This is a genomic window from Streptomyces sp. CB01580, assembly GCF_001905795.1.
Taxonomy (GTDB): domain Bacteria; phylum Actinomycetota; class Actinomycetes; order Streptomycetales; family Streptomycetaceae; genus Streptomyces.
The window spans coordinates 35,229-61,731 of record NZ_LIXJ01000008.1 but is presented as its reverse complement, the minus strand read 5'-3'; the positions used below and the strand labels follow the sequence as shown (position 1 = coordinate 61,731).

23 protein-coding genes are annotated in these 26,503 nt (G+C 72.0%); 3 read left to right on the top strand and 20 right to left on the bottom strand.

Features of this window, described 5'->3' with window-relative positions; genetic code table 11:
• Positions 1-18 precede the first annotated feature (18 nt).
• Both AMK22_RS14395 and AMK22_RS14390 read left to right on the top strand, forming a co-directional pair.
• Complete coding sequence (locus AMK22_RS14395; protein WP_073785053.1) at positions 19-858, top strand: GNAT family N-acetyltransferase; 840 nt, start codon at positions 19-21, stop codon at positions 856-858.
• Positions 855-1,316 (top strand): hypothetical protein, encoded by a 462-nt coding sequence (locus AMK22_RS14390; RefSeq protein WP_073785051.1) that lies wholly within the window; start codon positions 855-857, stop codon positions 1,314-1,316. Before AMK22_RS14395 ends, AMK22_RS14390 begins: the two co-directional genes overlap by 4 nt.
• Here AMK22_RS14390 and AMK22_RS14385 read toward each other — a convergent pair.
• Both AMK22_RS14385 and AMK22_RS14380 read right to left on the bottom strand, forming a co-directional pair.
• The gene (locus AMK22_RS14385) at positions 1,303-3,615 is read right to left on the bottom strand and encodes a bifunctional salicylyl-CoA 5-hydroxylase/oxidoreductase (protein WP_073785308.1); all 2,313 of its coding nucleotides are present in this window, start codon (positions 3,613-3,615) and stop codon (positions 1,303-1,305) included. The two genes, AMK22_RS14390 and AMK22_RS14385, sit on opposite strands and share 14 nt — an antisense overlap.
• Before the next feature lie 79 nt (positions 3,616-3,694).
• Complete coding sequence (locus AMK22_RS14380; protein ID WP_073785049.1) at positions 3,695-4,522, bottom strand: enoyl-CoA hydratase family protein; 828 nt, start codon at positions 4,520-4,522, stop codon at positions 3,695-3,697.
• A gap of 229 nt (positions 4,523-4,751) precedes the next feature.
• Between AMK22_RS14380 and AMK22_RS14375 the strand changes: the two genes are divergently transcribed.
• Complete coding sequence (locus AMK22_RS14375) at positions 4,752-5,186, top strand: ATP-binding protein (protein WP_073785047.1); 435 nt, start codon at positions 4,752-4,754, stop codon at positions 5,184-5,186.
• Positions 5,187-5,251: 65 nt separating this feature from the next.
• On the opposite strand, the gene AMK22_RS14370 is transcribed toward AMK22_RS14375, so the two are convergent.
• The 18 genes from AMK22_RS14370 to AMK22_RS14285 all read right to left on the bottom strand — a co-directional run bounded on the left by AMK22_RS14370 (position 5,252) and on the right by AMK22_RS14285 (position 26,247).
• A complete protein-coding gene (locus tag AMK22_RS14370; RefSeq protein ID WP_079186148.1) occupies positions 5,252-6,718 on the bottom strand; it encodes an amino acid permease in 1,467 nt (488 codons plus the stop codon).
• 265 nt (positions 6,719-6,983) lie between these two features.
• A complete protein-coding gene (argF, locus tag AMK22_RS14365) occupies positions 6,984-8,021 on the bottom strand; it encodes an ornithine carbamoyltransferase (RefSeq protein ID WP_073785043.1) in 1,038 nt (345 codons plus the stop codon).
• A 181-nt stretch (positions 8,022-8,202) separates the two neighbouring features.
• Positions 8,203-9,438 carry an arginine deiminase gene (locus tag AMK22_RS14360; protein ID WP_073785041.1) on the bottom strand — a complete coding sequence of 412 codons (1,236 nt, stop codon included), beginning with the start codon at positions 9,436-9,438 and terminating at the stop codon, positions 8,203-8,205.
• A gap of 214 nt (positions 9,439-9,652) precedes the next feature.
• The gene (locus tag AMK22_RS14355; protein WP_073785039.1) at positions 9,653-12,226 is read right to left on the bottom strand and encodes a polynucleotide kinase-phosphatase; all 2,574 of its coding nucleotides are present in this window, start codon (positions 12,224-12,226) and stop codon (positions 9,653-9,655) included.
• The gene (locus AMK22_RS14350) at positions 12,223-13,824 is read right to left on the bottom strand and encodes a 3' terminal RNA ribose 2'-O-methyltransferase Hen1 (protein ID WP_079186168.1); all 1,602 of its coding nucleotides are present in this window, start codon (positions 13,822-13,824) and stop codon (positions 12,223-12,225) included. The genes AMK22_RS14355 and AMK22_RS14350 overlap by 4 nt, the downstream gene beginning before the upstream one ends.
• A gap of 44 nt (positions 13,825-13,868) precedes the next feature.
• On the bottom strand, positions 13,869-14,861 hold the full coding sequence (mmuM, locus tag AMK22_RS14345; RefSeq protein WP_073785306.1) for a homocysteine S-methyltransferase: 993 nt from the start codon (positions 14,859-14,861) through the stop codon (positions 13,869-13,871).
• A 164-nt stretch (positions 14,862-15,025) separates the two neighbouring features.
• Positions 15,026-15,949: an LLM class F420-dependent oxidoreductase gene (locus AMK22_RS14340; protein ID WP_073785304.1), complete on the bottom strand. Its 924-nt coding sequence runs from the start codon at positions 15,947-15,949 to the stop codon at positions 15,026-15,028.
• Positions 15,950-16,002: 53 nt separating this feature from the next.
• Entirely contained in the window at positions 16,003-16,539 is a 537-nt protein-coding gene (locus tag AMK22_RS14335; RefSeq protein ID WP_073785035.1) for a DUF6099 family protein, read from the bottom strand.
• 124 nt (positions 16,540-16,663) lie between these two features.
• Entirely contained in the window at positions 16,664-17,032 is a 369-nt protein-coding gene (locus AMK22_RS14330; RefSeq protein ID WP_073785033.1) for a nucleotide pyrophosphohydrolase, read from the bottom strand.
• Positions 17,033-17,034: 2 nt separating this feature from the next.
• Positions 17,035-18,381 carry a biotin transporter BioY gene (locus AMK22_RS14325; RefSeq protein ID WP_079186146.1) on the bottom strand — a complete coding sequence of 449 codons (1,347 nt, stop codon included), beginning with the start codon at positions 18,379-18,381 and terminating at the stop codon, positions 17,035-17,037.
• A gap of 327 nt (positions 18,382-18,708) precedes the next feature.
• Complete coding sequence (locus tag AMK22_RS14320) at positions 18,709-19,107, bottom strand: cell division protein SepF (RefSeq protein ID WP_073785031.1); 399 nt, start codon at positions 19,105-19,107, stop codon at positions 18,709-18,711.
• A gap of 104 nt (positions 19,108-19,211) precedes the next feature.
• On the bottom strand, positions 19,212-20,567 hold the full coding sequence (locus tag AMK22_RS14315) for a cytochrome P450 (RefSeq protein WP_242433975.1): 1,356 nt from the start codon (positions 20,565-20,567) through the stop codon (positions 19,212-19,214).
• Positions 20,564-21,178, bottom strand: a complete 615-nt coding sequence (locus AMK22_RS14310) for a GTP-binding protein (RefSeq protein WP_073785029.1) — start codon at positions 21,176-21,178, stop codon at positions 20,564-20,566. The genes AMK22_RS14315 and AMK22_RS14310 overlap by 4 nt, the downstream gene beginning before the upstream one ends.
• A complete protein-coding gene (locus AMK22_RS14305) occupies positions 21,156-21,509 on the bottom strand; it encodes a DUF742 domain-containing protein (protein WP_073785027.1) in 354 nt (117 codons plus the stop codon). Before AMK22_RS14305 ends, AMK22_RS14310 begins: the two co-directional genes overlap by 23 nt.
• Entirely contained in the window at positions 21,506-21,931 is a 426-nt protein-coding gene (locus AMK22_RS14300; RefSeq protein ID WP_073785025.1) for a roadblock/LC7 domain-containing protein, read from the bottom strand. The genes AMK22_RS14305 and AMK22_RS14300 overlap by 4 nt, the downstream gene beginning before the upstream one ends.
• Complete coding sequence (locus AMK22_RS14295; RefSeq protein ID WP_073785023.1) at positions 21,928-23,508, bottom strand: ATP-binding protein; 1,581 nt, start codon at positions 23,506-23,508, stop codon at positions 21,928-21,930. Before AMK22_RS14295 ends, AMK22_RS14300 begins: the two co-directional genes overlap by 4 nt.
• Before the next feature lie 114 nt (positions 23,509-23,622).
• Positions 23,623-24,624: an MBL fold metallo-hydrolase gene (locus AMK22_RS14290; protein ID WP_073785021.1), complete on the bottom strand. Its 1,002-nt coding sequence runs from the start codon at positions 24,622-24,624 to the stop codon at positions 23,623-23,625.
• A 450-nt stretch (positions 24,625-25,074) separates the two neighbouring features.
• Positions 25,075-26,247 carry a Gfo/Idh/MocA family protein gene (locus tag AMK22_RS14285; RefSeq protein WP_073785019.1) on the bottom strand — a complete coding sequence of 391 codons (1,173 nt, stop codon included), beginning with the start codon at positions 26,245-26,247 and terminating at the stop codon, positions 25,075-25,077.
• Positions 26,248-26,503: the final 256 nt, after the last annotated feature.

Sequence of the window (26,503 nt, the reverse complement as noted above, 5' to 3'; positions counted from 1 at the left end):
CTCCCGGCAGGATGAGGCATGACCTGGACCCTCACCCATGACGTCGGGGTGTTCCTCGACGCGGCCGGGGCCTCGCTGACCGCCCGGCCCACCGAGAACACCCTGGTTCTGACCGTCACCGCCGCCCTGCGGCTGGGCGGCCCCCATGCCTTCTGTGACGCCGATCCGCTGCTGGGGTGGTGGCGCGGCGCGGACGGGCGGGTCGCGGGGACGCTGGTGCAGACTCCGCCCCGGCCGCCGGTGCTCGCCCTCGTCGCCCCGGAGGCGGTCGGTCCGCTGGCCGCCGCGCTCTCCCGGACGGGCACCGTCCCGGCGGAGGTCAACGCGGACCGGGCCACCGCCGAGGCCCTGGCCGCCGCGCTCTGGGCCGGTCACCGGGTCGTCCAGGAGCAGCGGCTGTACCGCCTGGGGACGCTGACCCCGCCCGTACCCGCGCCGCCGGGCCGGGCCAGGGCGGCCGCAGGGGCCGACCGGGAACTGCTGGTGCGCTGGCACCACGCGTTCGGCGAAGGCACCGGCCAGTCCGCTGCCCATGCCGAGCGGCTGGTGGACGAACGGACGGCGTCCGGCAGGCTGACGCTCTGGGAGGACGGCGGCGTCCCGGTGTCGATGGCGGGCGTCTCGCCGCGCATCGCCGGCATGGTGCGGGTCAACGCGGTCTACACACCTCCCGAGCACCGTCGCCGCGGTTACGCGGCCGCGGTGGTGGCGGAGGCGAGCCGGGCGGGACGGAAGGCCGGCGCGGCGGAGGTGCTCCTCTTCACCGATCTCGCCAATCCGACGAGCAACGGCGTGTACCGCCGCATCGGCTACCGCCCGGTCTCGGACCGCCTGCTGCTCGCCGCGGCGGACCGATGAGCGGGCCTCCCGGATCCCGGCCGTCCGAGCCCCGGCCCCTCGAACCGCGGTGGCTGGTCACGGCGACCGTGGTGCGGTGGCGGCGGTACGGGGACCTGGGCCGGGAGTTCCGCCCCGGGACGAAGGCGTACCGGGGCGGGGCGAGAGTGTACGTCGTCGACACCCACCCGGGGGCGGGGCACGGGCAACTGACGGCGGTGGGGCACGCCCGGCGCACCGGTCGCTGGATCGCCATCGACATGGGGACCCGTCAACTGCACACCTTCCGGGCCCGTTTGGTGTACGCCCCGGCGGTACTGCGCAGATGTCCGGGGCAGGTCGGCGCCACGAGGGAGGAGGCCGAGGAACTGGCCGGCCTGCTGGAGCGGGTGGCGCGGGAGGAGCGGCACGCCCACCACGGGGCGCCGCACCCCGATCCGTGCCTCTGCCACGAGTGCAGCCCCGTCACCCCAGGGTGAGCCGGGGTCTCGGGGCGTCGGTGCGGCCGGTCGGCGGGGTGCGACTGCCCGCGCGGTACGGGGGCGGCCAGGGCGCGCCGGGGCCGCCGTAGTCCTGTTCGGCCGCGGCGTGCAAGGTCCAATGCGGGTCGTAGAGGTGCGGGCGGGCCAGGGCGCAGAGGTCGGCGCGGCCCGCGAGCAGCAGGGAGTTGACGTCGTCCCAGGAGGAGATCGCGCCGACCGCGACGACGGGCACGCACACCGTGTTGCGGATCCGGTCGGCGTACGGGGTCTGGTAGGAGCGGCCGAACTCGGGGCGTTCCTCGGCGACGACCTGCCCCGTCGACACGTCGATGGCGTCGGCCCCGTGGGCGACGAAGGCGCGGGCGATCTCGACGGCGTCCTCGGCCGTGGTGCCGCCCCCGGCCCAGTCGGTGGCGGAGATACGGACGATCACCGGGCGGTCGTCGGGCCATGCGGCACGGACCGTGTCGAAGACCTCGAGGGGGTAGCGGAGCCGGTTCCTCAGCGGCCCGCCGTACGCGTCGGTGCGGTGGTTGGTGAGCGGCGAGAGGAAGCCGGACAGCAGATAGCCGTGCCCGCAGTGGAGTTCGAGCAGGTCGAATCCCGCGTGGTCGGCGCGCCGGGCCGCAGCCGCGAACTGTTCGCGCACGGCGGCGAGCCCGGCCCGGTCCAGGGTGTGCGGAATCTGGCTGACGCCGGCCGTGTACGGAATCGGGGAGGCGGCGGCCACGGGCCAGTTGCCGTGGTCGAGGGGCTGGTCGATGCCCTCCCACATGAGCTTGGTGGAGCCCTTGCGCCCGGCGTGACCGAGCTGGACGCCGATGGCCGTCCCGGGTGAGCTCGCGTGGACGAAGTCGGTGATCCGGGCCCAGGCCGCGGCCTGTTCGGCGGTGTAGAGCCCGGCGCAGCCAGGAGTGATGCGGCCTACGGCGCTCACGCACACCATTTCCGTCATGACGAGTCCGGCCCCGCCGAGCGCCCTGGCGCCCAGGTGGACGAGGTGGAAGTCGCCGGGAACGCCGTCGACGGCCGAGTACATGTCCATCGGTGAGACGACGACGCGGTTGCGCAGTGCGAGACCGCGCAGCCGCAGCGGGGTGAACATGGGCGGGGTGCCGGGAACGGTGCCGAACTCCTCCTCGACGGCGGTGGTGAAGGAGGCGTCACGCATCCGCAGGTTGTCGTGGGTGACGCGGCGGCTGCGGGTGAGGAGGTTGAACGCGAACTGGCGGGGCGGCTGGTCGACGTAGGTGCCCAGTTCCTCGAACCAGCGCAGGCTGGCCGTCGCGGCCCGCTGGGTCGACTCGACGACCGGCCGGCGTTCGGCCTCGTACGCGGCCAGCGCGGCGGGCAGGCCGGGCTGCTCCTCGACGCAGGCGGCGAGCGCGAGGGCGTCCTCGACGGCGAGTTTGGTGCCGGAGCCGATGGAGAAGTGCGCGGTGTGGGCGGCGTCGCCGATGAGCACCGTGTTGCCGTGCGACCAGCGGGCGTTGACGACGGTACGGAACGTGAGCCAGGCGGAGTCGTTGGACCGCAGCGGCCGGCCGCCGAGCGTCTCGCGGAAGACGTCGGCACAGTGTGCGATCGAGTGCGTCACGTCGGCGGTGTCGAATCCGGCGGCGCGCCACACCTCCTCGCGCATCTCGACGATGACCGTGGAGGCGTCGGCGGAGAAGGGGTAGCCGTGGAGCTGCATCACCCCGTGCGCGGTCTCGGCGATCTCGAAGCGGAACGCGTCGAGGGCGAAGTCCGCGGCGAGCCAGATGTAGCGGCAGCGGTGCGGGGTGAGGCGGGGGACGAAGACGTCGGCGTGGGCGGCGCGGGTGAGGCTGTGCACCCCGTCGGCGGCGATCACCAGATCGTGCGCGGCGGCGAGTTCGGCGGCGGGCGGGGCCTCGGTGCAAAAGCGGAGCCGTACGCCGAGGGAGTCGCAGCGCGCGTGCAGGATCTCCAGCAGTCTGCGTCTGCCCAGCGCCGCGAAGCCGTGCCCGCCGGAGGTCTGGGTCACCCCCCGGTGGACGATGTCGATGGCGTCCCAGCGGACGAACTCGTCCTGGAGGGCGGCGTGGACGACGGGGTCGGCGTGCTCGATGCCGCCGAGGGTCTCGTCGGAGAGGACGACACCGAAACCGAAGGTGTCGTCGGGGGCGTTGCGTTCCCAGACCGTGATGTCGCGCTCCGGGCCGAGCCGCTTGAGCAGGGCGGCGGCGTAGAGACCGCCGGGCCCGCCGCCGATGACCGCGATCCGCTGCACGCCCGTGCGTAGCCCGGCGGCCGGATTCGCGCCGGCCGTCACCGAGCCGAGGGCCGTCGCCCCGCACACCGCCGCATCGGACGCCGACGCTTCGGGCACCGTCGTATCGGGAGGCACGGCACTACCGCCCCTGCCACTTCGGCGGCCGTTTCTCGGTGAAGGCGGCATGGAATTCCGCGTAGTCCTCGCCGTTCATCAGCAGGGCCTGGGTCGCGGCGTCCATCTCCACTGCGGCGGCGAGGGGCATGTCGAGTTCGGCGGTCAGCAGCGCCTTGGTCCGGGCGAGGGCGAGCGCCGGTCCGTCGGCGAGGCGGCGGGCCAGTGCCGCCGCCCGCGCGTCCGCGCCGCCCTCCTCGGTCAGCTCGCTGATCAGCCCGATCCGCTCCGCCTCCGGAGCGCGAACCGGTTCGCCGAGCATCAGCAGCCGGGTGGCGTGTCCGAGGCCGACGACGCGCGGGAGCAGATAGGCGGCGCCCATGTCGCCGCCGGAGAGGCCGACCCTGGTGAAGAGGAAGGCGAAGCGGGCGGAGGGGTCGGCGATCCGGAAGTCCGCCGCCAGTGCGAGAACCGCCCCGGCACCGGCGGCCACGCCGTGCACGGCGGCGACGACGGGGAACGGCGCTTCGCGCAGGGCCCGCACCACCTGGCCGGTCATGCGGTTGAAGTCGAGCAGTTGGGCGGTGTCCATGGTGAGGGTGGCGCCGATGATGTCGTCGACGTCCCCGCCGGAGCAGAATCCGCGTCCCTCCCCCGCGAGGACCAGAGCGCGTACGGCACGCTCGCGGGACAGTTCGGCGAGCAGGTCGCGCAGATCGGCGTAGGCGCCGAAGGTGAGCGCGTTGAGTCTCTCGGGGCGGGCGAGGGTGACGGTGGCGACCCCGTCGTGGGTCGTCAGCCGCAGATGACGCCAGTCATCCGTTCGGGGGGCGGAGCTGGGAAACGGACTCATGGAGGGGACTCCCCTTCAGCCGTCGGGCCGCTGCCTGCACACGAACGTATCACTCGTATGTGACTCCCGTCATGGGAACGAGATAAGCGGGGGCGTGAGAGCGTAGTGCCGAACGTCCCCCTTCGTACCGGTCGGCGGACCCTTGTCTGTGTTGTTGCGCTTCGTAAGGTTGAAGCTCAGAAGTTATTGACCTCGAGAGAGTCCCCGACTCCGGAACGGAAACGCTGCCGTGCCCTCCGATGCCCCGTTTCCCGCCTCCTGGCGGATCGTCCTGCCGCACTCGACGGTGGCCGTACCGGTCGCCCGCGCGCTGATCCGTACGGCACTGGCGGACATCGGGGAGGCGGCCGACCCCGAGACCGCCGAGCTCCTCACCGCGGAGCTGGTCGCGAACGCGGTGGAGCACACGCGCGGCGACGAACCCATCGAGCTGGTGGTGGAGCTCTGTCCGAGCGGCTGGCAGGTGGAGGTGCACGACCGCGACCCCACACCGCCGGGCGACCTGTCCCGTCCCGCGCCCGGCGGCGAACCGGACCCCTGGCAGGAGCACGGCCGGGGCCTGCTGCTCATCCGTACGCTCAGCGCCTCCTGCGGTCACCGCACGACGGAACAGGGCAAGGCCGTGTGGTTCACCCTGCCGTCCCAGGCGTCGCCACGGGACTGACCCCGCAGCGACGGCCGCCGCCCGGCGAACCGGGGTCCGTCCGATGAACGGGAGCCGTCCGGTCCCTATCGGGGCTCCGCCGCGGCCAGCCGGGAGCGGCTGCGGCCGTAGCCGGCGTACACCCCCACGCCCACCAGCAGGAACACGGCGAACTGCACCCAGGTCGCCCAGCCCGTCCCGTACATGAGGTACAGGCAGAAGACGACGCCCAGGAGCGGGCTCAGCGGATACAGCGGCACCCGGAACGAGCCCCGCACCTCGGGGTTGCGGCGGCGCAGCATGATCACCGCCAGGTTCACCACGACCATGGTGCCCAGGGTGCCGATGGTGGTCAGGTTCACCACCACGTCGAGCGACGAGAAGGCCGCCGGAACGGCGAAGACGGCCGCCACGATCCAGGTGTTGGCGACCGGCGTCGACGTGCGCGGCGAGACCCGTTCGAAGACGCGCGGGATCAGGCCGTCGCGGGACATCGACATCAGGATGCGGGTCTGCCCGTACATCACCGCGAGCACGACGGAGGCGATCGCGACGACCGCCCCGAAGGCGATGACCGCGCCGCCGACGGCCGAGCCGGTCACCTGGTCGACGACGATCGAGAGCGCGGCGGGCTTGTCGGCGACGTCCCGCGGGCCGAGCGCTCCGATGGCGGCGAGCGCGACGGCGCAGTAGAGGAGGGTGACCAGGCCGATGCAGACCATGATCGCGATCGGGATGTTGCGGCGCGGGTTCTTGACCTCCTCGCCCGCGGTGGTGATGGCGTCGAAGCCGATGTAGGAGAAGAACGCCAGCGACGCGCCCGCGGTGATCCCGCCCGCCCCGTGCGCGACGAAGGGCGTGAGGTTCTCGTGCTGGTAGGCGGTGAAGGCGATGGCGCAGAACAGGGCCAGAACGCCGATCTTGAGCACGGCCATCGCGGCGGTGGCCCCGGCGCTCTCCCGGACGCCGCGCACCAGCAGAACGGCGGCCATCATGATCACCAGAACCGCCGGCAGATTGATCAGCCCGCCGTCACCGGGGCCCGCCGAGAGGACGGCGGGCAGCTGGCCGCCGAACAGGCTGTCCAGGAGTTCGTTGACGTACTGGCTCCAGCCGACGGCGACCGCGGAGACCGAGACCCCGTACTCCAGCAGCAGGCACCAGCCGACGAGGAACGCGACGCGCTCGCCGAAGGTCGCGTAGGCGAAGGAGTACGAGCTGCCGGACACCGGGATCGCGCTGCCCAGCTCGGCGAAGGAGAAGGCGGTGAAGACACAGGTGATCGCGGCCAGCACGAAGGAGAGCACCACGGCGGGACCCGCCTCGGCGACGCTGTCGGAGAGGCCGACGAAGATGCCGGTGCCCACGACGGCGCCGACACCGAAGCACACGAGCTGGAAGAGGCCCATGGTGCGCTTGAGGCCGTGCCCCTCCAGGTCCGCGCCGGATTCGGCGATCAGCTGGTGGGGGTTCTTGACGCGCGGACCGGACGGGATCGAGCGGTTCGGCGGGCGCAGCGCACTCACGGGGGGATCTCTTCTCTGGTGGAGCATGTGGGGGGGCGGCACACGGGGCCTGTGGGGGGCCTCGGTGCCGGTGGGACTTCGCAGCCGCCGGGGGTTCGGGGCCGCCGGGGCTTCGGAGCCGGACGGGAGTACGGCGGCCGGTTCGGGACGAGGCTGCCGGACGGGGTCGCGATGCCGGTGCGGGCGGCCCTCACGCGAGCGGGGTCCGAGCGTCCGGGCCCGAACCCCACCAAGAAGCACGATATTAATCGCCTCTGTGCATGTTCACCCAATTGGGCGCATGATCATGCAGTCAGTTGCCTTCGGCCGGGGCCGCGGCACCGGCCGCCGGGCCGGCGAGGGTGGCCACCAGGACGGCCTTGATCGTGTGCATCCGGTTCTCCGCCTCGTCGAAGACGATCGAGTGCGCGGACTCGAAGACCTCGTCGGTCACCTCCAGCTCCGTCAGACCGTGGGCCGCGGCGACCTCCCGCCCGACCGCGGTGCCGAGGTCGTGGAAGGCGGGGAGGCAGTGCAGGAACTTCACGTCCGCGTTGCCGGTGGCCCGCAGGACGTCCATGGTCACGGCGTACGGGGCGAGGGCCTCGATCCGCTCGGCCCAGACCTCCTTGGGCTCCCCCATGGAGACCCAGACGTCGGTGGCGACGAAGTCCGCGCCCCTGACGCCCTCGGCGACGTCCTCGGTGAGCGTGACGGTCGCACCGCTCGCGTCGGCCAGCCTGCGGGCCTCGCCGACGACCTCGTCGTCCGGCCAGTACGACTTCGGCGCGACGATCCGTACGTCCATGCCCAGCAGCGCACCGGTGACCAGGTACGAGTTGCCCATGTTGAAGCGGGCGTCGCCGAGGTAGGCGAAAGCGATCCGGTCCAGCGGCTTCTCGCAGTGCTCGGTCATGGTCAGGACGTCGGCGAGCATCTGCGTCGGATGCCAGTCGTCGGTGAGCCCGTTGAACACCGGAACGCCGCCGTGGGCGGCCAGCTCCTCGACGGCCGCCTGACTGTCGCCGCGGTACTCGATGCCGTCAAACATGCGACCGAGGACGCGAGCCGTGTCCTTCACCGATTCCTTGTGCCCCATCTGGGAGCCCGAAGGATCGAGATACGTCGTGGAGGCCCCCTGGTCCGCGGCGGCCACCTCGAAGGCGCAACGGGTGCGGGTCGAGGTCTTCTCGAAGATCAGCGCGATGTTCCTGCCGCGCAGCCGCTGCACTTCGGTCCCCGACTTCTTCGCGGCCTTGAGCTCGGCCGCGAGATCGATCAGACCGCGGAACTCCTCGGCCGTGAAGTCCAGCTCCTTGAGGAAGTGGCGGCCTGCGAGGTCTATGGCCATGGAACAGCTCCTGGGTAGGGCGATGATCGAACGTACAGCGACTTTGGAAGTCTATACGACACTATGCATCGCTATACAGCCCCTCCCGGAAGGCCGACGGGGGAGAGACCCCACAGGCCGGCACGGAGAGGCGTGAAGGGAGTCCTCGCTCACCGGGGGCGCTCACCGGGGCGGCACCCGGTCACCGTACGGCGTCGCGTTCCACGGGGCAGCTCATGCAGCGGGGCCCGCCCCTGCCCCGGCCCAGTTCGCTGCCGCGGATCTCGATGACCTCGATGCCTTCCTTGCGCAGATAGGTGTTGGTGGTGGCGTTGCGCTCGTAGGCGACGACGACGCCCGGCTCGACGGCGAGCACGTTGCAGCCGTCGTCCCACTGCTCGCGCTGGGCGGCGTGCACGTCCTGGACGGCCGTCAGCACCCGGATCGAGTCCAGCCCGAGGGCGTGCGCGATCGCCTGGTGCATGTGCTCGGGCGGATGATCGGTGACCTTCAGGTCCCTCGGTCCGTCGCCCGGCTCGATGGTGTACGAGCGCAGCATGCCCAGACCCGCGTACTTCGTGAAGGTGTCGCCGTCGACCATCGTCATGACCGTGTCCAGATGCATGAACGCCCGGCGCTTGGGCATGTCGAGCGCCACGATCGTGCGCGCCGACCCCGCGTCGAACAGCCCGCGGGCCAGCATCTCGACCGCCTGCGGGGTGGTGCGCTCGCTGATCCCGATGAGCACGGCGCCCTGCCCGATGACCAGGACGTCACCGCCCTCGATGGTGGAGGGGTAGTCGTCCTGTCCCTCGGACCAGTGGTGGAAGGCACCCGCGTCGGGGCCCGTGAAGAGGGGGTGGTGGCGGTAGATCGCCTCGAAATGGACGGTCTCGCGCTGCCGGGCGGGCCAGCGCATCGCGTTGATGGACACCCCGTCGTATATCCAGGCGGAGGTGTCCCGGGTGAAGAGATGGTTCGGCAGCGGGTCGAGCAGGAAGTCGTCGAGGTCCATGACGTGGAAGCGGACGGAGGTCGGCTCGCTGTGCCGCTCCAGGAACTCCCGCTTGGTCATCCCGCCGACCAGCGCCTCGGTCAGCTCGGGGGCGGGCAACTCCTCGAAGGCGGCCCGGAGGTGCTCGGTGGCGAGCGGCCCGTACTCCTTCTCGTCGAAGACCCGGTCCAGGACGAGCCGTCTGGCCACCGGGATCTCCAGCGACTCGCGCAGCAGTTCGCCGAAGAGGTGCACCTCCACCCCGCGGTCGCGCAGCACGTCCGCGAAGCCGTCGTGCTCCTGCCGGGCCCGGCGGACCCAGAGCACGTCGTCGAACAGGAGCGCGTCCTTGTTGTCGGGTGTGAGCCGCTTCAGTTCCAGATCCGGACGGTGCAGGATGACGCGGCGCAGCCGCCCGGTCTCGGAGTCGACGTGGAATCCCATGTCTCCATCCTCACCGTGCGGAGCGCCGTTCACCCGGCGAATCGCCAGCGGGTTTCCGCACTGCGCGGCACGCAGGCCGTCCGTCCCGGCCGCCGCGGGCGGGACGGACGGCGTGCGCACCGTGTCCCGGCGCGACGTGCCGCGCGGGGCCGGGTGCCGTGACCGGCGGGCGCCCTCATGGCCCCACCGACGGAAGGGGCCTCGGAGGTGGGCGTCAGAGACGGGGATCGACCGGCTCCGACTCCAGGGCCAGCACCGCGAACACCGCTTCGTGCACCCGCCACAGCGGTTCCCCTCCCGCCAGGCGCTCCAGCGCTTCGAGCCCGAGCGCGTACTCCCGCAGCGCCAGCGAGCGCTTGTGGCCGAGGAACCGGCCGCGCAGCCGCTCCAGGTTCTCCGGGCGGGTGTACTCGGGTCCGTAGACGATCCGGAGGTACTCCCGGCCGCGCACCTTGAGACCGGGCTGGACGAGCCGTCCCCGGGCGTCCCGCCCGAGCGCGGCGAGCGGTTTGACGACCATGCCTTCGCCGCCGCTCCGCGTCAGCTCCAGCCACCAGTCGATCCCGGAGCGCACGGATGCCTCGTCCCCCGTGTCGACGACGAGCCGACGGGTGACCTGGAGCAGTCCGGTCGGGTCGTGCTCGACCAGCCGGTCGATCCAGGCGAGCTGCTCGTCGTGCGGTACCGGGGCCAGCGAGCGGCCCGCCACGGCGAGGACCTGGAACGGCGCGAGCCGGACCCCGTCCAGGCCCCGGGTGCTCCAGCAGTAACGGCGGTACGCCTCGGTGAACGCGGCCGCGTCCTCGGCCCGCCCGCGTCGGCGGTCCGCGAGAGCGGTCACGTCCACACCGCGCGCCGCCGCTGCCGCGAGGGCGTCGCCCGCCGCGGGAAGGGCCGCCCCCGCCGCGGCGCCGACGGCGGCGTACTGCGAGCGCAGCAGGCCGGACGCCTTGAGGGACCACGGCATCAGCTCGGCGTCGAGCAGCACCCAGTCGGTGCCCCACTCCTCCCAGAGCCCGGCCGCGGTGACAGCGGTGCGCAGCCGGTCGAGAACCGCCTCGGTGAGCGCGGCGTCGTCGAAGAACGGGCGTCCGGTACGGGTGTACAGCGCGCCGGTCGGGCCGTCCGCACCGCCGGGGACGCGGGGGGTGTCCCCCACACCGAAGCGCTCGCGGGCGGTCTCCGCGTCCCGGCAGACCAGGGCCACCGCACGGGAGCCCATGTGCTTCTCCTCGCACACGACCCGGGCGACGCCGTCCGCCCGGTACTGGTCGAACGCCTCGGCCGGGTGCTCCAGATAACCGTCCTCGCGCGAGGTGGCCGTGGGCGCCATGGTCGGGGGCAGATAGCCGAGCAGCCGGGGATCGGCGGCGAACCGGCTCATCACTTCGAGCGCCGCCGCCGCGTTCTCCTCGCGGACCGCGACACGGCCCATGTGCCGGGTCTCCACGATCCGGTGGCCCCGCACGTCGGCGAGGTCCAGCGGCCGCCCCTCACGGCCCCCGGGTGCCTCGGTGGCCAAGGGCCTGACCGGCTCGTACCAGACCCGCTCGGCCGGTACGTCGACGATCTCGCGCTCCGGCCACCGCAGCGCGGTCATCCTTCCGCCGAAGACCGCGCCCGTGTCCAGGCAGAGGGTGTTGTTGACCCAGGAGGTGCGGGGCACCGGGGTGTGGCCGTAGACCACGGCGGCACTGCCGCGGTACTCCTCCGCCCACGGGTAGCGCACGGGCAGGCCGAACTCGTCGGTCTCGCCGGTGGTCTCCCCGTACAGCGCGTGCGAGCGGACCCGGCCGGAGGTGCGGCCGTGGTATTTCTCGGGCAGCCCGGCGTGGCAGACGACGAGCGCTCCCCCGTCGAGCACGTAGTGGCTGACGAGTCCGTCGATGAACTCCCGCACCCGTTCGCGGAAGGCCGGGTCCTTCTCGTCCTCCCGGTCCAACTGCTCGATGGTCTGGGCCAGTCCGTGGGTGTGCTGGACCTTGCGGCCCTTGAGGTACCGGGCCAGCTTGTTCTCGTGGTTGCCCGGTACGCACAGGGCGTTGCCCGTCGAGACCATGGACATGACGCGGCGCAGCACGCCGGGACTGTCCGGGCCCCGGTCCACCAGGTCGCCGACGAAGACCGCCGTGCGCCCGTCGGGGTGCGCGCCGTCGACGTATCCGAGCTTGCCGAGCAGTGTCTCCAGTTCGGAACTGCAGCCGTGGACGTCGCCGATGATGTCGAAGGGGCCGGTGAGGTGGCGCAGGTCGTTGTATCGGCGCTCCAGTACGACCTCGGCGTGCTCCACCTCCTGCTCGGTGCGCAGGACGTGCACCTTGCGGAAGCCCTCGCGCTCCAGACCGCGCAGCGAGCGCCGCAGTTCGCGGCGGTGGCGCTGGACGGCATGGCGCGGCATGTCGGCGCGGTCGGGGCGGGTCGCGTTGCGGGCGAGGCAGACCTCCTCGGGCAGGTCGAGGACGATCGCGATGGGCAGCACGTCGTGACTGCGGGCCAGCTGGACCAGCTGTCTGCGGCCCTCGGCCTGGACGTTGGTGGCGTCCACCACGGTCAGCCGGCCGGCGGCGAGCCGCTTGCCGACGATGGTGTGCAGGACGTCGAAGGCGTCGCGGCTGGCGCTCTGGTCGTTCTCGTCGTCGGCGACGAGCCCTCGGCAGAAGTCCGAGGAGACGACCTGCGTCGGCTTGAAGTGCCGGTGGGCGAACGTGGACTTGCCGGAACCACTGGCCCCGATGAGCACCACGAGGGAGAGGTCGGTCACGGGCAGGGTGCGGGACGTACTGGTCATGCGGCTTCTCCCTCCTTCTCGGCCCGGCACTCGGCCGGATTCTCGGTCCCGTTGTCCGATCCGTTCCGGGGCCGGTCCCGGGGTTCGTTGCCACGGTTGTCCCGGGGCGCGTTCCCGGGGGTGTCCCCGGCCCGGCCTCCGGACCGGTGAGTGGTGTCGTCGGCGGCGGTCATCGTGAACACGGCCATCTGCGTCGGCGGCCCGACCTCCGGGTCGTCGGGCCCCACGGGGCGGAACTCGACGCCGTATCCGTGCCGCTCCGCCACGTCCCCGGCCCAGTCGCGGAACTCGTCCCTGGTCCATTCGAACCGGTGGTCGCCGTGACGCGCCTGTCCGGCCGGGAGCGTCTCCCAGCGGACGTTGTACTCGACGTTCGGCGTCGTCACGAGCACGGTCCGGGGGCGGGCCGAGCCGAACACCGCGTACTCCAGCGCGGGCAGCCTCGGCAGGTCGAGGTGTTCGACGACCTCGCTGAGAACGGCCGCGTCGTAGCCCTTCAACCGCTTGTCGGTGTAGGTGAGCGAACCCTGCTGGAGCGTGACCCGCGCGGCCTGTCGCTCGCCCATCCGGTCCAGCTTCAGCCGCCGCGCGGCGATGGTGAGGGCGCGCATGGAGACGTCGACGCCCACGATCTCCGTGAACGCGGCGTCCTTGAGCAGTGCCTGCACCAACTGGCCCTGGCCGCAGCCGAGGTCGAGCACCCGGCCCGCACCGGCCGTACGCAGCGCCTCCAGAATCGCGGTACGCCGCTGCTCGGCCAGCGGCACCGGCCTCTCCTCGGTGTCCTTGGTCTCGTCCACCGCGTTGTCGACGTTCTCGACGTCGAGGTCGTCCGACTCGGCGAGCCGCACCAGTTCGAGCCGCTGTGCCGCCTGCCGGGTCAGACCCCACCGCCGGGACAGATAGCGGCTGGTGATCAGCTTCTGCTCGGGGTGCGTGGCCAGCCAGCCCTCCCCCGCTCGCAGCAGCTTGTCCACCTCGTCCGGCGCGACCCAGTAGTGCTTGGCGTCGTCGAGCACCGGCAGCAGCACGTACAACTGCCGCAACGCGTCGGCGAGTCTCAACTCGCCGTTCAACGCCAGCCGTACGTACCGCGAGTCTCCCCACTCCGGGAACCGCTCGTCCAGCGGTACGGCCACGGCGTCCACGCTCGTCCAGCCGAGCGGCTCGAACAGCCTGCGCACCAGCTCCGGCCCACCGCGCGCCGGCAGCGCCGGTACCTCGATCCGCAACGGGAGCGGCGTCCGGGCACGCTCGGGAAGTGCCTGGCACACCCCTCTCAGCGCCGACTTGAAAACGGTGCTCATCGCCACGGAGAGCAGCGAGGACGCCGCGTACGGACGGTCGTTGACGTACTGCGCGAGTGCCGCGTCGGGGGTTCCGCCCTTCCCCTTGCCTCGACGTACCAGCGCCACCGGATCCACCTCCAGCAGGAGCGCCGCGGTGCACCGCTCGGCGGACGCCTCGGGGTAGAAGACGTGGGCCGTGCCGTGGGAGGTGGAGAACGCCTGCGCCTTGTCGGGGTGCTTGTGCAGCAGAAAACCGAGGTCGGTCGCCGGACGTTCCGGATCGCCGGTGGTACTGATCGTCAGGAACACGCGTACGAGTATGGTCCGGTCCACTCGCCCACCACCAAGCATTTTCAAGTGCCTCGACACTGCCGTCCTTCCTGGTCGTTCCTCCCTTCCGCACGCTCGGCGTCGGCGTCGGCGTCGAGCATTCCGGCCAGCTCCGCGACGGTCGCCGGTCCGACCCGGCAGCACCCGCCCACCAGCCGGGCCCCGTCGTCCCGCCAGGACCGCACCCTCCCCGGATCGAACGTGGCACCGCCCGTCCATCCCCGGCTCCGGACGTCCCACCGCTCGCCGCTGTTGGGATAGACGACGACCGGCTTCCCGGCCGTCTCCGCCGCCACCCGCACCGCCCGGTCCGCGTCCGCCGGCTCGCAGCAGTTCACCCCCACGGCAAGAATCTGGTCGCGCCCCTCGGCCAGGGCGAAGGCCGTCTCCAGCCGCTGCCCCGCCCTGGTGCGGTCCCCCGCCACGCTGTACGAGAGCCAGACGGGCAGGCCGCACCCCTCCACCGCGCGCAGCATCGCCTCGGCCTCGTCGACGTCCGGCACCGTCTCCAGCGCCAGCACATCGGGCCCGGACTCGACGAGTGCCTCGACCCGGGGCCGGTGGAACCGCTCCAGTTCCCGGACCGAGAGCCCGTACCGGCCCCGGTACTCACTGCCGTCCGCCAGCATCGCCCCGTACGGGCCGACCGAGGCGGCGACCCAGATCTGCCGATCGGCCCCGGCCGCGGCCCGCCGCGCGAGGCGAACGCTGCGGGCGAAGAGCTCCTCCGCCCCGGCCCGTGCGATCCCTCGCCGCTCGAAACCCTCGAAGGTCGCCTGGTAGCTCGCCGTGATGAGCACCTGCGCACCGGCCCGCACATAGGCGGTGTGCGCGGCCAGGATCTGCTCCGGCCCGTCCGACAGCAGCCGGGCCGACCACAGGGCGTCGGACAGGTCGCAGCCCTGGGCCTCCAGTTGGTTGGAGAGGCCGCCGTCGAGCAGGACCGTCCCCCGGGAGAGCGCGTGTCCCGGTCCAGGGGCGGGTGCTCCCTCGGCCGGTCGTCGGACGGGTTGCACGGTGACCTCCTTCATCGGCCGGGCCTCACCTCGGCCTCTCCCCACCGCCGGCCTCGACGACCGGGCCTCGACGGTGCCCGGCCCGGCCTGCAGGACCCGATCCGAACCCTCCGCCCCGGCGCCGGGGCCGCTCTCCGGCCGGGTGGTACGAGCCGGAGGCCGTCTCAGCCGAGCTGGGGCTGGATCCGAGACGAGATCAGCTCCAGGTGCTCCAAGTCCTCCAGGTCCAGGACCTGGAGGTAGATGCGGGACGACCCGATCGCCGCGTACCGGCCGATCTTGTCGACCACTTCGGCGGGCGAGCCCGCGAGCCCGTTCGCCTTCAGCTCCGCCACCTCGCGGCCGATGGCGGAGGCGCGGCGCGCCACTTCCGCGTCGTTCTTGCCGACGCAGACGACCAGAGCGTTGGAGTACACCAGATCGCCGGGTTCGCGGCCGGCAGCTCGGGCCGCTTCCCCGACCCGGCCGAACTGCTTCTCGCTGTCCTCCAACGACGCGAAGGGGATGTTGAACTCGTCCGCGTACCGAGCGGCCAGCCTCGGCGTACGCCTCGCGCCGTGGCCGCCGACCAGGATGGGCACCTTGGCCTGCGCGGGCTTGGGCAGCGCGGGCGAGTCCGTCAGTTGGTAGTAGGTGCCGTCGAAGCTGAACGTCTGGCCGGTCTCGGTCGCCCAGAGTCCGGTGACGATCTCCAGTTGCTCCTCCAGCCTGCCGAACTTCTCCTTGGGAAACGGAATGCCATAGGCCCTGTGCTCCTCCTCGAACCAGCCCGCGCCGAGTCCGAGCTCGACACGCCCGCCGGACATCTGGTCGACCTGTGCGACCTGGACGGCGAGCACACCGGGAAGCCGGAAGGTCCCCGCCGTCATGAGCGTGCCGAGGCGGATCCGCCTGGTCTCGCGCGCCAGCCCGGCCAGGGTGATCCACGCGTCCGTCGGCCCGGGCAGCCCGTCACCCGGCCCCATGCGGAGGTAGTGGTCGGAGCGGTAGAAGGCGTCGAAGCCGAGGTCCTCGGCCGCCTTGGCCACAGCGAGCAGGGTGTCGTAGCTCGCCCCTTGCTGGGGCTCGGTGAAGATTCGAAGATCCATGCCTCCATCCTGCACCTCGGGGCACCGGTCGTGGACGTCGACGACCGCGTCGCTCACGGTCGGCCCTTCACCGACGCGGCCGGTCCGCCCACCGCCCCGTACGGGCCGTCCCGCTCCCGGCCGCGCTCCAGATCCTGTTGTCGTTCACGCTCGTGCTCGTCGAGGCGCCGCAGCATTCCGTGCACCCGGTCCATCGACTCGTCGGCCGCGTCGATCGCCTCCATGCACTGCCAGTAGAGCGCCTGCTCGTCGGTCTCGCACGCCACCCCGACCAGGGCCATCCCCACCTCCCCGAGCAGCGCGCCCAATCCCGTCAACGTAGCCCGGGGCTCGGTCAGTTCGGACAACTGGGCGGCCCTGGCCACCTGCGCCCGAGCCGCCGGATGGTCCAGTGGCCCCCCGCTCCTGCCACCGATCTCGCTGAGTCCGCGCGCCTCGCCCCGTAACTCCTTCGGACCTTCCGCAGCCAGTCGGCTGCCGATCGCCTGGGCGAGCGCCTGGGCCTGCCACGCCTCGGCGATGATGTCCGGCGTGCCCCGGCTCTGCGCCAGCGCACGCCGACTGACTCCCACAAGCCGCTCCGCTTCCATGTGTTGCCCCCGTCCGTACGAAAAGCCGCTCAACTCATCCATTACCCACAGTGAGGGCACCAGCACCGAATAGCTAGGGGAATTCGGAAATCTGTGGACACGAATCCAACTGTGGACAAGTTGATCACTCCGAAGAGTGACGATCCTGGGATTCGGCGACCTCGGGGCCTTCCGGAACCGGAAATCTGATCTCATTCCGGTCGATCTTCTCCGACAGTGCCGCCAGCACGTCGACCCCCAGCACCTCGCACAACTGCAGCAGATACGCGAGGACGTCCGCGATCTCGTCCTTCACCCGATGCGCCGTGCCGGGGCTCTCCATCACCCGCGCCGACTCCTCCGGCGTCAGCCACTGGAAGATCTCCACCAGTTCGGACGCCTCGACGCTCAGGGCGATCGCCAGGTTCTTCGGGGTGTGGTACTGCTCCCAGTCCCGCGCGGCCGCGAACGCGGCAAGTCGTCGCTGCAGGGCCCGTACATCAAGTTCTGTCACCGTTACAGGTCTACCACCGTCACCCCGGCCGTCTCCCTGGCCCCGGCCGCACCCCGTTCCGTGACCGTGCCCACCAGCCCGATGTGCCCGGTCGCGCCGACCGACACCGCGAGATCCAGCAGTCCGCGCAACTGCCGTCCGTCCAGGTCGCGGTCGAATCCGTCGGCCAGCACGGTGAGTGTCTGCATCGCCGACGGCACCTCCCCGACAGCGTCCACCGCGAGCGCCCCGGGGCCGATGAGCAGTACCAGCGCGTGCGCGAGGTACCTCAGCTCGCTGTCGCCGAGCCGTCCGAGCGGTGTGGCGCCCCCGCCGTCACGCCCGAGCGTCGCACGCACCAAGCCGTCCGCCGACCGTTCGACGCCCAGCGCGGTGACCGGCCGCGCGCAGCCGACGCGAGCCGCCGCGACCAGGCGGGCGTGGCGGCGCACGCACCGCGTGTGCGTGCGCTCCAGCACCGCCGCGAGGTTGTCGCAGCCCCGGCGCAGCCGGTCGTCGCCCGCCGGGACCGGGGCGCGCATCCGCGACGGCCGCGGTTCGCAGGAGAAGACGGACCGGAGGGCCACGATCGTCTGTTCCGCGGCGGCCAGGACCCGTAACTGTCCCGCGGTCCTGCCCGCCACCCGCAGGGGCAGCAGGGCCGTTCCGAGCCGGTCGTCGGGCAGCGGTGCCCTGGTGACCGGGACCGTGCCCGCCGTGTGCCAGGCCGCCTGGACCATCGAGCGGCCCGGATCGCGCAACGCGGTGGTGAGCAGCGTCTCACCGCCGCCGGTGAGGCGTTCACCGACGATGCGGAGGGTGGGTTCCGCCTGGACGGCGACATCGAGCCGCACCGGCCCCGCCGGGCCGTCCGTCGTGCAGCCGATCCGGAACCCTCGCCGCCCCTGGGCATCGGCTGCGGCACCCTCCGGTACACAGCCCGCCGGATCCAAGAACACCTCGCCGAGCGCATCCCCGCCGGCCAGCCGGGCCAGTGCCTCGTACGCCCGCAGGACGCTCGACTTGCCGCTGCCTCCGGGGCCGGTGAAGAGCGTGACCGGGCCCATGGGGAACGTGGCGCCCCGGTGCGCGGCGAACGCGGAGAGGCGCAGTTCGGTCACCACCGGCCCGGCGGTCCGGACGCAGCCGTCGGACCGGCGGGTTCCGGCGTGGCGGAGGGACTCGGTGGTGGAACCCGGCGCACCCGTGACGGCCCGCACGACGGTCCCGGCGTCCGCGAGGGGCCGCACGACCGGGCCGGTACGGACGCGGGCACCCTCACCGCCGGGCACCCCCGCGACGACGGCACCGGGCCCCGACGTACCGGGAACGGGCGGCGGGGTGGTGACACCCGGGCGGAGTGCAGTCATGGGCGGACCGTATGCAGACCACGCGGAGAAGAATCGTTCCGCCAGACGGACCTTCCTACGATCGGGCTACGTCTGTCGCGGCAATCCTGCACGGCCGCAATTCCCTCGATCGAGGGACCTTCCCCCACCGGAGCCACCCCGAACCGGCCCACCCCGGCACCCGCGCCCCACCCGAACCGACCCGCCCCACCCCGGCACCCGCACCCCAACCGACCGACCCGCCCCGGCACCACCACACCCCACTCGCCACGCGACCGCCGCACACCCGCCCGACCGGCGCCCGCACACCGCTGCCGCCCGCCCTCCACGAACCGGGGGCCGGCTCCGCTACGAACCCGGGAGGCCCGCCGCCGCGGCCCCCTCGACCTCCATGCCGACCGGTGACAGCAGGAAGACGTTCCGGTCGACCCGGTGCATCCCGCTGCCCAGCCCGAAGACGACCCCGCTGGTGAAGTCCAGGATGCGCTTGGCCACGTCCGTCTCGGCGCTGGTCAGGTCGAGCAGCACCGGAACCTGCGCGACCAGGTATTCCGCGACCTCGCGCGCGTCCGCGAAGACCTGGACCCGGATCACGACGAGGCGCCGTTGTTCGGCTTCCGGGATCTCGTCCGGGACCGTGCGGTGATCGACCCTGGACGGCCATTCGTTGCGGCTGCGCAGAGGTACGACCTGGGCAAGCCCCTCCCACTGCTCGTCCGTGACGTCGTACCTGTCATACCTGCTCACCGGACCACCCCGTCTGTACTTCGATCGGCGTTGCGCCCGCTGCGCCCGCTGTTCATCGGGCAATTCTCTCGCCCCTCACCCGTTCGGCGTACTACCGACACGGTTCACGGACCGATCGACGCCGCCGGCGGGCCTTCCCGCGTGAGGTCGTGCGCGACACCTCGCGTGAGGTCGTGCGTGACGCCCCGTGCGAGGTCGTGCGCGATGTCGGCTGCGTCGTCCGGCGTCGTGGCCGCGTCCGTCGGCTCCATGGCCGCGTTCATCTCGACAGGAGTGAAACGTACCGGAAGCCTCACGAGGGCACGGTGGAAGGGTCCCGGACGCCACTTCAGACCATCGACCGGAATACTCAATTCCACATCGCACAGCTGACTGGTGAGCTGCTCGATCGCGGTCATCGCGATCAGCAGCGCCGGTTGCTTCGCCGGGCACCGGTGCGGACCGGCCGACCAGGCCAGGTGGGCGCTGGATCCGGAGCGGGTTCCCGGGGCCGAGAAGCCGGGCCCGGACTGGGTGTTGGCCGCCGCGTAGGAGACCAGGACCAGTTGTCCGGCGCGCAGCCGGACGCCGTGGAACTCCGTGTCGTGGCGCGGGTAGTGGGCCGAGAGATTGGCCAGCGGCGGATCCTGCCAGAGGACCTCGTCGATCGCCTCGTGCGCCGTCATCGCGCCGCCGTGCAGCGAACCCGCGTAGCGGGCGTCGGTGAGCATGTGCAGCAGCGCGTTGCCGATCAGATTCGTCGTCGGATCGTGACCGGCGCTCATGAGCAGGGTGATCTGACGCACCGTCTCGTCGTTGTCCAGACCCGCCGGATGGGCGAGGAGGTACGAGGTCAGGTCGCGGAGCGGCCGGGCACGCCGGGCGGCGACCAGATCGGTGACGACGCGGACGAGGTCGGCGTACGCGGTGGCGGCGTTCTCGGCGGAGTTGAACATCCCGGCGATGCCGTCGACGACGCGCTCGGCATCACCGGGAGCCACGCCGAACCAGGTGGCGAAGACGTGCAGCGGAAGACGTCGGGCGTACTGGGCGATCAGGTCGCCGCTGCCGGTGGCGGAGAACTCGCCGATCAGGCGGCGGGCGACCCCGGCGACCTCGGCCCGCAGGACGTGCGGCTCGATCAGGGCGAGGCCGTCGTTGATGGCCTCGCGGTAGCGGGCGTGCACCTGGCCGTCGCTGAACAGCGCGGTGGGCCGGTATCCGAGCATCGGCAGGACCGGCGAGTCCTCGGGGACGGTTGCCTGCCAGGCGCGCGGGTCCTTGGTGAAGGTGTGGGTGTCGCGCAGCAGGTCGACGGCGGCCTGGTAGTCGATGACCAGGAGCGCGTCGATGCCGGGGGCGAGCCGGACGGGGGCGAGCGGGCCGTGCTCCCGCAACCGCCGGTAGTGCCCCTGCGGATCGGCGGCGAAGTCCGGGCCGTACAGCGCGAGGGGCTGCGGAGGCTGTACGAACGGTGTCATGACGCGTCCTCGGGGCGGGGCAGTCGGGTCAGCACGTGCTCGGCCAGTGCGATCAGCGCGTCGATGCTGCCTCGGCGTTCGCGTGCGTCGCACTGCACCAGCGGTGTCTCGGGGGCGAGGTCGAGGTGCTTGCGGAGGACCTCGTCGCTGTGGGCGGGGGCGTCGGGGAAGCGATTGACGGCCACGGCGTACGGCAGCCCCTGCTCCTCGACCATGTCCATGACCGCGAAGGAGTCGGCGAGCCTGCGGGTGTCGACCAGGACGAGTGCGCCGAGCGCGCCGCGCACGATGTCCTCCCAGAGCGGGAAGAACCGTTGCTGGCCCGGGGTGCCGAACAGGTAGAGCACCAGGTCGTCGAGGACGGTGAGCCGGCCGAAGTCGACGGCCACGGTGGTCGTGGTCTTGTCCGGCAGGCCCGCGGTGTCGTCGAACCGGGTGCTGGACTGGGTCATCGCCTCTTCGGTGTGGAGCGTGGCGATCTCCGAGAGCGTACGGATCAGCGTGGTCTTGCCCACGCCGAACGGACCTGTGACGACGATTTTCATCAGGGTCCGGGCGGCGGACGGCAGATAGCCGACGCCCGCGCGGTCAGTGGAGGGAGCGGAGTCCAACGAGCAGCCTCTCGACGAGCGACCGGTCGATCTCCCCTGCGCTGGGGATGGGCGGTCGGGTGTGCAGATGTCCGGCGGCCGCGAGGTCCGTGGCCAGGAAGACGGTTGCGCTGACCGGCAGATCCAGGTGGGCGGCGCACTCGACGACGGTGAGCGCGCCCGGTTCCAGCAGTTCGCACAGTCTGCGCTGCTCGGAACCGGTGTCCGGGGGCAGTGCCGTGTCGGTGCGTACGAGCACGGCGAGCCGGTCGAGTGCGGGCCCGGCGGGCCGGGACCGGCCGCCGGTGACCAGGTAGGCGGGGATCAGGCGGCGTCCTCGGCCGGCGGTCATGGCCGGTCGGCGATGTCCGGTCGGCGGGCGGGCGCGTTCATCGCCCGGATCAGGGCGCTGACCTGAACCTGCATCTGGTACGCGATGTCGCCGAGCTTGGCCCCGGGCTCCGCGAACAGCGCGAGCGTGGTGTTGTTCCCGGCCGGTACGACGATGGCGAAACCCTGGTCGGACTCGACGACCGTCTGCGCCAGGTGCGGCGACTGGACGTCGGTGAAAGCGGTGGTGAACGCGCGGGCCGCGGCGTGCAGCGTGGCGGTCATGGCGGCGACCCGCTCGCCCGAGGCCTGATCGAGGCCGGGCGACGCGCCCTCGACGAGGCCGTCACCGGTGGCGACCACGGCGTGCTGGACCCCGGGGAGTTCCAGCAGGGGGGTCAGCACCCAGGCGAGGTCACCGGTGGTGGGGGTGGGGGCGCTCACGTCTCGTCTCCTTGGTCGTCCTGGCCGTCATGGTGGTGCTCGTGGTCGTGGTGGCCGTGCTCGTCGTCGGGGCGGTGGCACGCACGGCCGTCCGGTGCGGGTGCGGCGGCCGCCCGTCCGGTCGAACTCCTGCCGTTGAGGGTGCCTTGTTGGAGCGCCGCCCAGGAAGCCCCCGCCTGCTCCGGTGTACGGGGCACGCTTTCGCGGTCCCGGCCGGCCGCCGTGGCGGAACGGACCGGGGCCGGTCTCGGGGAGCGCCGGCGGCGGGTGGGGAGCCCGGTGGGCTGCCCGGCGGAGGCGGATGCCTTCCCGGGAGCGGAGTCGGGTGTGGAGGACTCGGCGGAGTCGGGGGCGATGGACGAGGCCGTGGCCGTGGTCGCGGCGGCGGGCGTGTGCCCGGTCGCGGAACCGGAGGATCCAGAGGACACAGCGGAACCGGAGGGCGCCGTGGGGCCGTGCGCGAAACCCGAAGGTGCCGCGGCACCCGCCGGGACGGCGGACCCGGACGCCGGTGCCGGGCCGTGGGACCGGATCGGTGCCGGGGCGAGCGCGGACAGACTGTGGTCGTCCTCCAGCACGGTCAGCAGGTGGGCGGGGACGCGCAGCATCGTCCGCATGCCGCCGAACGGCGACGCCTCGATGTGACAGCCGAAGCCGTACTGCGCCACGAGCCGTCCGACGACGGCGAAGCCGGTCCTGGGAGGGTCGCCCAGCTCGGTCAGGAGCACCTCGGACCGGCCGGCCAGCAGCCCGCGGGCCCGTTCCAGCTGGTCGTCGTCCATGCCGATGCCACCGTCGTCGACGACCAGGAACGCCCCGCGACCCCCGTTCTGCTGGACGGTCACCTGCACGTCGGTGTCGGGATGCGAGTACGCCGTGGCGTTGGCCAGCAGTTCGGCGAGCGCGATGGCAAGGGGTTCGGCGGCGCGGGCGACCAGTGCGAGCCGTTCGTCGCGCAGATGGTTGGCGACCTTGATCCGTTCGTAACCCGCGACGCGGGACTGGGCGCCGAGCACGATCTCGACCAGCGGCGAGTTCTGCCGGGCGAGCCCCGGCCAGGCGTCGCACAGCACGGCGGTGGCCTGGGTGCGCCGCAACGCCAGTTCGTTGCGGAAGTCGAGCTGCAGGATCCGGGGGTCGTCGTATTCGTGCTGGAGCTCGTGGAGCAGTTGCTGCGACTGGTTGAGCAAGGACTGGATCTTCGCGGAGGTGCCGCGCATCGCCGCGCGGGCGGCGGCGTCGACCCGTCCGCGCTCCTCGACGACCGCCGCGCGGGTGGCCTGTACGGCCTCGGCGAGCAGCCGGGCGGCCTCGCTGTCGATCTCGCCCGGCTCCCTCAGCCCGGGGACCGGTGCGGTGGGGTGGGAGAGGGCGAGCGCGGCGGCGGGTATGCGACGGCGGGCCAGCTGCCGGATCTCGTCGGTGAGGGCGGCGGTACGGGCCTCGGCGGCCTTCGCCTGCCGTTCGGCCATCTCGGCGCGGGCCAGCGCCAGGTGCTCCGAACGCGCCACGTCCCGTGTGCGGACGCCCGCCGCCACGGCCACGAAGGCGGCGATCAGCGCCACGATCCATCCCATGCCGTCACCACATCCCTGTCGTCGGACCGGTCGTCGGCCACGTGGGTCTTCGGCCGGTCCGGGCCTCCGGCTGCCCGGACCGGTGTCCGGCGGAAACGGCCGCGGAGACTCTGCTCACTGCTCGGCCGTACCCACCGGCTCGCGGGACTGCTCCACTTCCCTGGCGACGACGGCGACATCGGTCATCACCTGGAGCACTCCGGGCAGTTCGGAGCCGTCGAGCTGCCGGTACTCGCTGCCGATGGTCACCACCAGCCGTTCGGGGAGCCCGAGTTCCGGATAGCGGCCCTCGCCGATGACCCGGCGAGCCGCCTCCAGGGCGGGGACGCCGGCGGTGTGGAAGGCGTGGGCGCGCTCGCGCACGTACTCCAGGTACACGATGTGCTCGCGCACCCCGGCACGGTCGAGCACCGGTCCGTGCCCCGGAACGATCGTCTCGGCGCCCGTGGCGAGGACCTGTTCGCAGGCCGCGATCACGTTGTCGAGCGGGCCCGCCCAGTGCACCGCGTGGTCACCGGGCCGGGCCGCGGTGGAGGAGAAGATGACGTCCCCGCTGAACACGGCCTTCTGCTCGGGCAGATGGACCATCAGGTCGCCGGTGGTGTGGGCGGAGGGCAGGGCGGTGAGCCGGACCGGGTACTCCCCCAGGGTCAGTTCGAGCTCGCCGGTGAAGTACGTCGTCGGGTGCACGGGCTCGGTCCCCGACCAGTCGAACGGGCCGAAGTGGCGCGCGAGGTAGTCCCCGAGCGGGGACTTCCGGTCGCCGCCGGTGACGAGCGCGTGCTGCTGCTGCGGCGTGGGTTCGTAATGGATGTGCTCGCGGGCCTCGCGGGTCGCGATGATCTCCGCGTCCGGGAGCACACCCGCGCCCCAGAAGTGGTCACCGTTCGCGTGGGTGACGATCACTCGGTCGACGGAGACGCCGTGGGGCAGGAGCGCGCTCGACTCGGCCAGGAACCGGCCGGCCAGCGTCCTGTCGTAGGGGGTGTCGATCCAGAGCGCGCCGCGGGGTGAGACGAGCAGGCCGCAGTTCGCCAGCCCCCAGCCCCGTTTCGGCGGGAGCCATGCGTACAGGCCCCGCCCCAGATCAACGACGTCTCCACCCGTGATCGACATGGACGCGATTATGCCGACCGCGATCCGGCCACGCGTTCGAAGTCGGCCATCAATGTGCCCCATTGGCGTGAAATCGATCACACCGAACTCTCATGGTGGCGGTCTGGTGACCCTGAGAGACCGACACCTCGAATCCTGGCGCGGGACTTACCGGGTGAATGCCATCAACTCCCCCGGAGCCCTCACGCATCACAGCGAAGCGTCTCCGGGCGGTCGTCAAACCCGCCGATGCCGGTCACCCACCGAGCATGACCAAAAAGTGACGCTGCGACTCCTTCGGCGAAGGGCGCGGCGATGCGGTCGACACACTCGTCGGAGGGCCGGAGGGGGCGAGCCGGAGGGGCGCGGCGGAGGGGCGAGCCGGAGGGGCGCGACGGAGGGGCGGGCCGGAGGGGCGCGACACCCTCCGGCCCGGTCGAACCGATCGAACCGATCGGGCCCCGGGGCGCCTCAGCGGACCTGGCCGCGCTCGAAGTACGCGCTCAGCTCCGGATCGAGGCCAGGCACCTCGTACGGCACACCACCCTCGCGCAGGGAGCGCGTCGCGAGCACACCGGCGGCCACGCTCATCCGGGCGGCGACCGGCGAGGTGTCGGTGACTCCGCCGTCGCGCACGAAGCGACAGAACTCCGCCATGATCCGGGTGTCGCCACCGCCGTGCGAGCCGCCGGCGTCGGGCACCCGGTAGGTGATGTCGGCGTCACGGCGGTATCCGGTGGGTCCGGAGTTCCACACCCTGACCTCGTCGCCCGGACCGTCGCCGAAGTTCTCCAGGCGGCCCTCCGTGCCGATGACCGTGTAGTTCCGCCAGTAGTCGGGGGTGAAGTGGCACTGCTGGTACGCGGCCACGACGCCGTTGTCGAGCTGCATGTTCATCACCGAGACGTCCTCGACGTCCACCACGTGGTGCAGGTCATTGCGGGCCGTCGGCGGCCAGTCGAACTCGCGCAGCCAGTTCGCCGGGCGCGGTGTGTCCGGCTCGCGGCGCGGCAGGTCGCCGTAGACGAGGAGGTCGCCGAGGGCGTTGACGCGGCGGGTGTAGCCACCCGCCAGCCAGTGCAGGACGTCGATGTCGTGGGCGGCCTTCTGGAGCAGCAGACCGGTGGTGCGGGTCCGGTCGGCGTGCCAGTCCTTGAAGTAGTAGTCACCGCCGTAGCCGACGAAGTGCCGTACCCAGACGGCCTTCGGCTCGCCGATGTCACCGCGGGCGATGACGTCGCGCATGAGCCGCACGACACCCATGTGACGCATGTTGTGTCCGACGTACAGCCGGGTGCCGGTCTCGTACGCCGTGCGCAGGATGGTGTCGCAGCTCTCGACCGTGATGCCGAGCGGCTTCTCCACGAAGACGGCCTTGCCGGCCCGGAGCGCGTCGACGGCGATGGTCTCGTGGGTGTCGTCCGGGGTGGCGACGATGATCGCGTCCAGGTCGTCGCGTCCGAGGAGCAGCTTGTAGTCGTCGACGGCGACATCGGTGCCGAAGTGCTCGGCCTCGCGTCGGCGCACCTCCGGGTCGAGGTCGCAGACGGCGGTGATGGCCGACCCCTCTCCGGGGCGGTGGGCCGACATCGCGATGGAGCGGCGCAGGCCGAGCCCGATGACGCCGAGTCGCAGGTCTGACACGGTGGTCCCTTCTGTCTGTGCGGGTGGTGCTGGTGGTGCGGCTGTTCCGTGGGGGACGTCTTCACCGGCGGCAGGCCCATAGTTCACGACGGTGCACCCGAATGGCAAGAGTTGCTCGTTTCTCGGGATTATCGAGCATGCGCCAACACAAAATTCTCCATACGGGCTCACGGACGTGCCGCCCGACGCACCACTGCCCACCCCGTGCCCCGACGCCTCGCCCGATGCACGAGAGCGGCGGGCCGCCACCTCCCGG

Bases quoted from the DNA above. Each gene is read 5' to 3' on its own strand.
- AMK22_RS14335 (WP_073785035.1), bottom strand. From the start codon at position 16,539: ATGGAAGCGGAGCGGCTTGTGGGAGTCAGTCGGCGTGCGCTGGCGCAG.
- AMK22_RS14295 (WP_073785023.1), bottom strand. From the start codon at position 23,508: ATGGGATGGATCGTGGCGCTGATCGCCGCCTTCGTGGCCGTGGCGGCG.
- AMK22_RS14340 (WP_073785304.1), bottom strand. From the start codon at position 15,949: ATGGATCTTCGAATCTTCACCGAGCCCCAGCAAGGGGCGAGCTACGAC.
- AMK22_RS14305 (WP_073785027.1), bottom strand. From the start codon at position 21,509: ATGACCGCCGGCCGAGGACGCCGCCTGATCCCCGCCTACCTGGTCACC.
- AMK22_RS14315 (WP_242433975.1), bottom strand. From the start codon at position 20,567: ATGACACCGTTCGTACAGCCTCCGCAGCCCCTCGCGCTGTACGGCCCG.
- AMK22_RS14360 (WP_073785041.1), bottom strand. From the start codon at position 9,438: ATGGGATTCCACGTCGACTCCGAGACCGGGCGGCTGCGCCGCGTCATC.
- AMK22_RS14395 (WP_073785053.1), top strand. From the start codon at position 19: ATGACCTGGACCCTCACCCATGACGTCGGGGTGTTCCTCGACGCGGCC.
- AMK22_RS14325 (WP_079186146.1), bottom strand. From the start codon at position 18,381: ATGACTGCACTCCGCCCGGGTGTCACCACCCCGCCGCCCGTTCCCGGT.
- AMK22_RS14355 (WP_073785039.1), bottom strand. From the start codon at position 12,226: ATGACCAGTACGTCCCGCACCCTGCCCGTGACCGACCTCTCCCTCGTG.
- AMK22_RS14370 (WP_079186148.1), bottom strand. From the start codon at position 6,718: ATGCTCCACCAGAGAAGAGATCCCCCCGTGAGTGCGCTGCGCCCGCCG.
- argF (WP_073785043.1), bottom strand. From the start codon at position 8,021: ATGGCCATAGACCTCGCAGGCCGCCACTTCCTCAAGGAGCTGGACTTC.
- AMK22_RS14290 (WP_073785021.1), bottom strand. From the start codon at position 24,624: ATGTCGATCACGGGTGGAGACGTCGTTGATCTGGGGCGGGGCCTGTAC.
- AMK22_RS14390 (WP_073785051.1), top strand. From the start codon at position 855: ATGAGCGGGCCTCCCGGATCCCGGCCGTCCGAGCCCCGGCCCCTCGAA.
- AMK22_RS14380 (WP_073785049.1), bottom strand. From the start codon at position 4,522: ATGAGTCCGTTTCCCAGCTCCGCCCCCCGAACGGATGACTGGCGTCAT.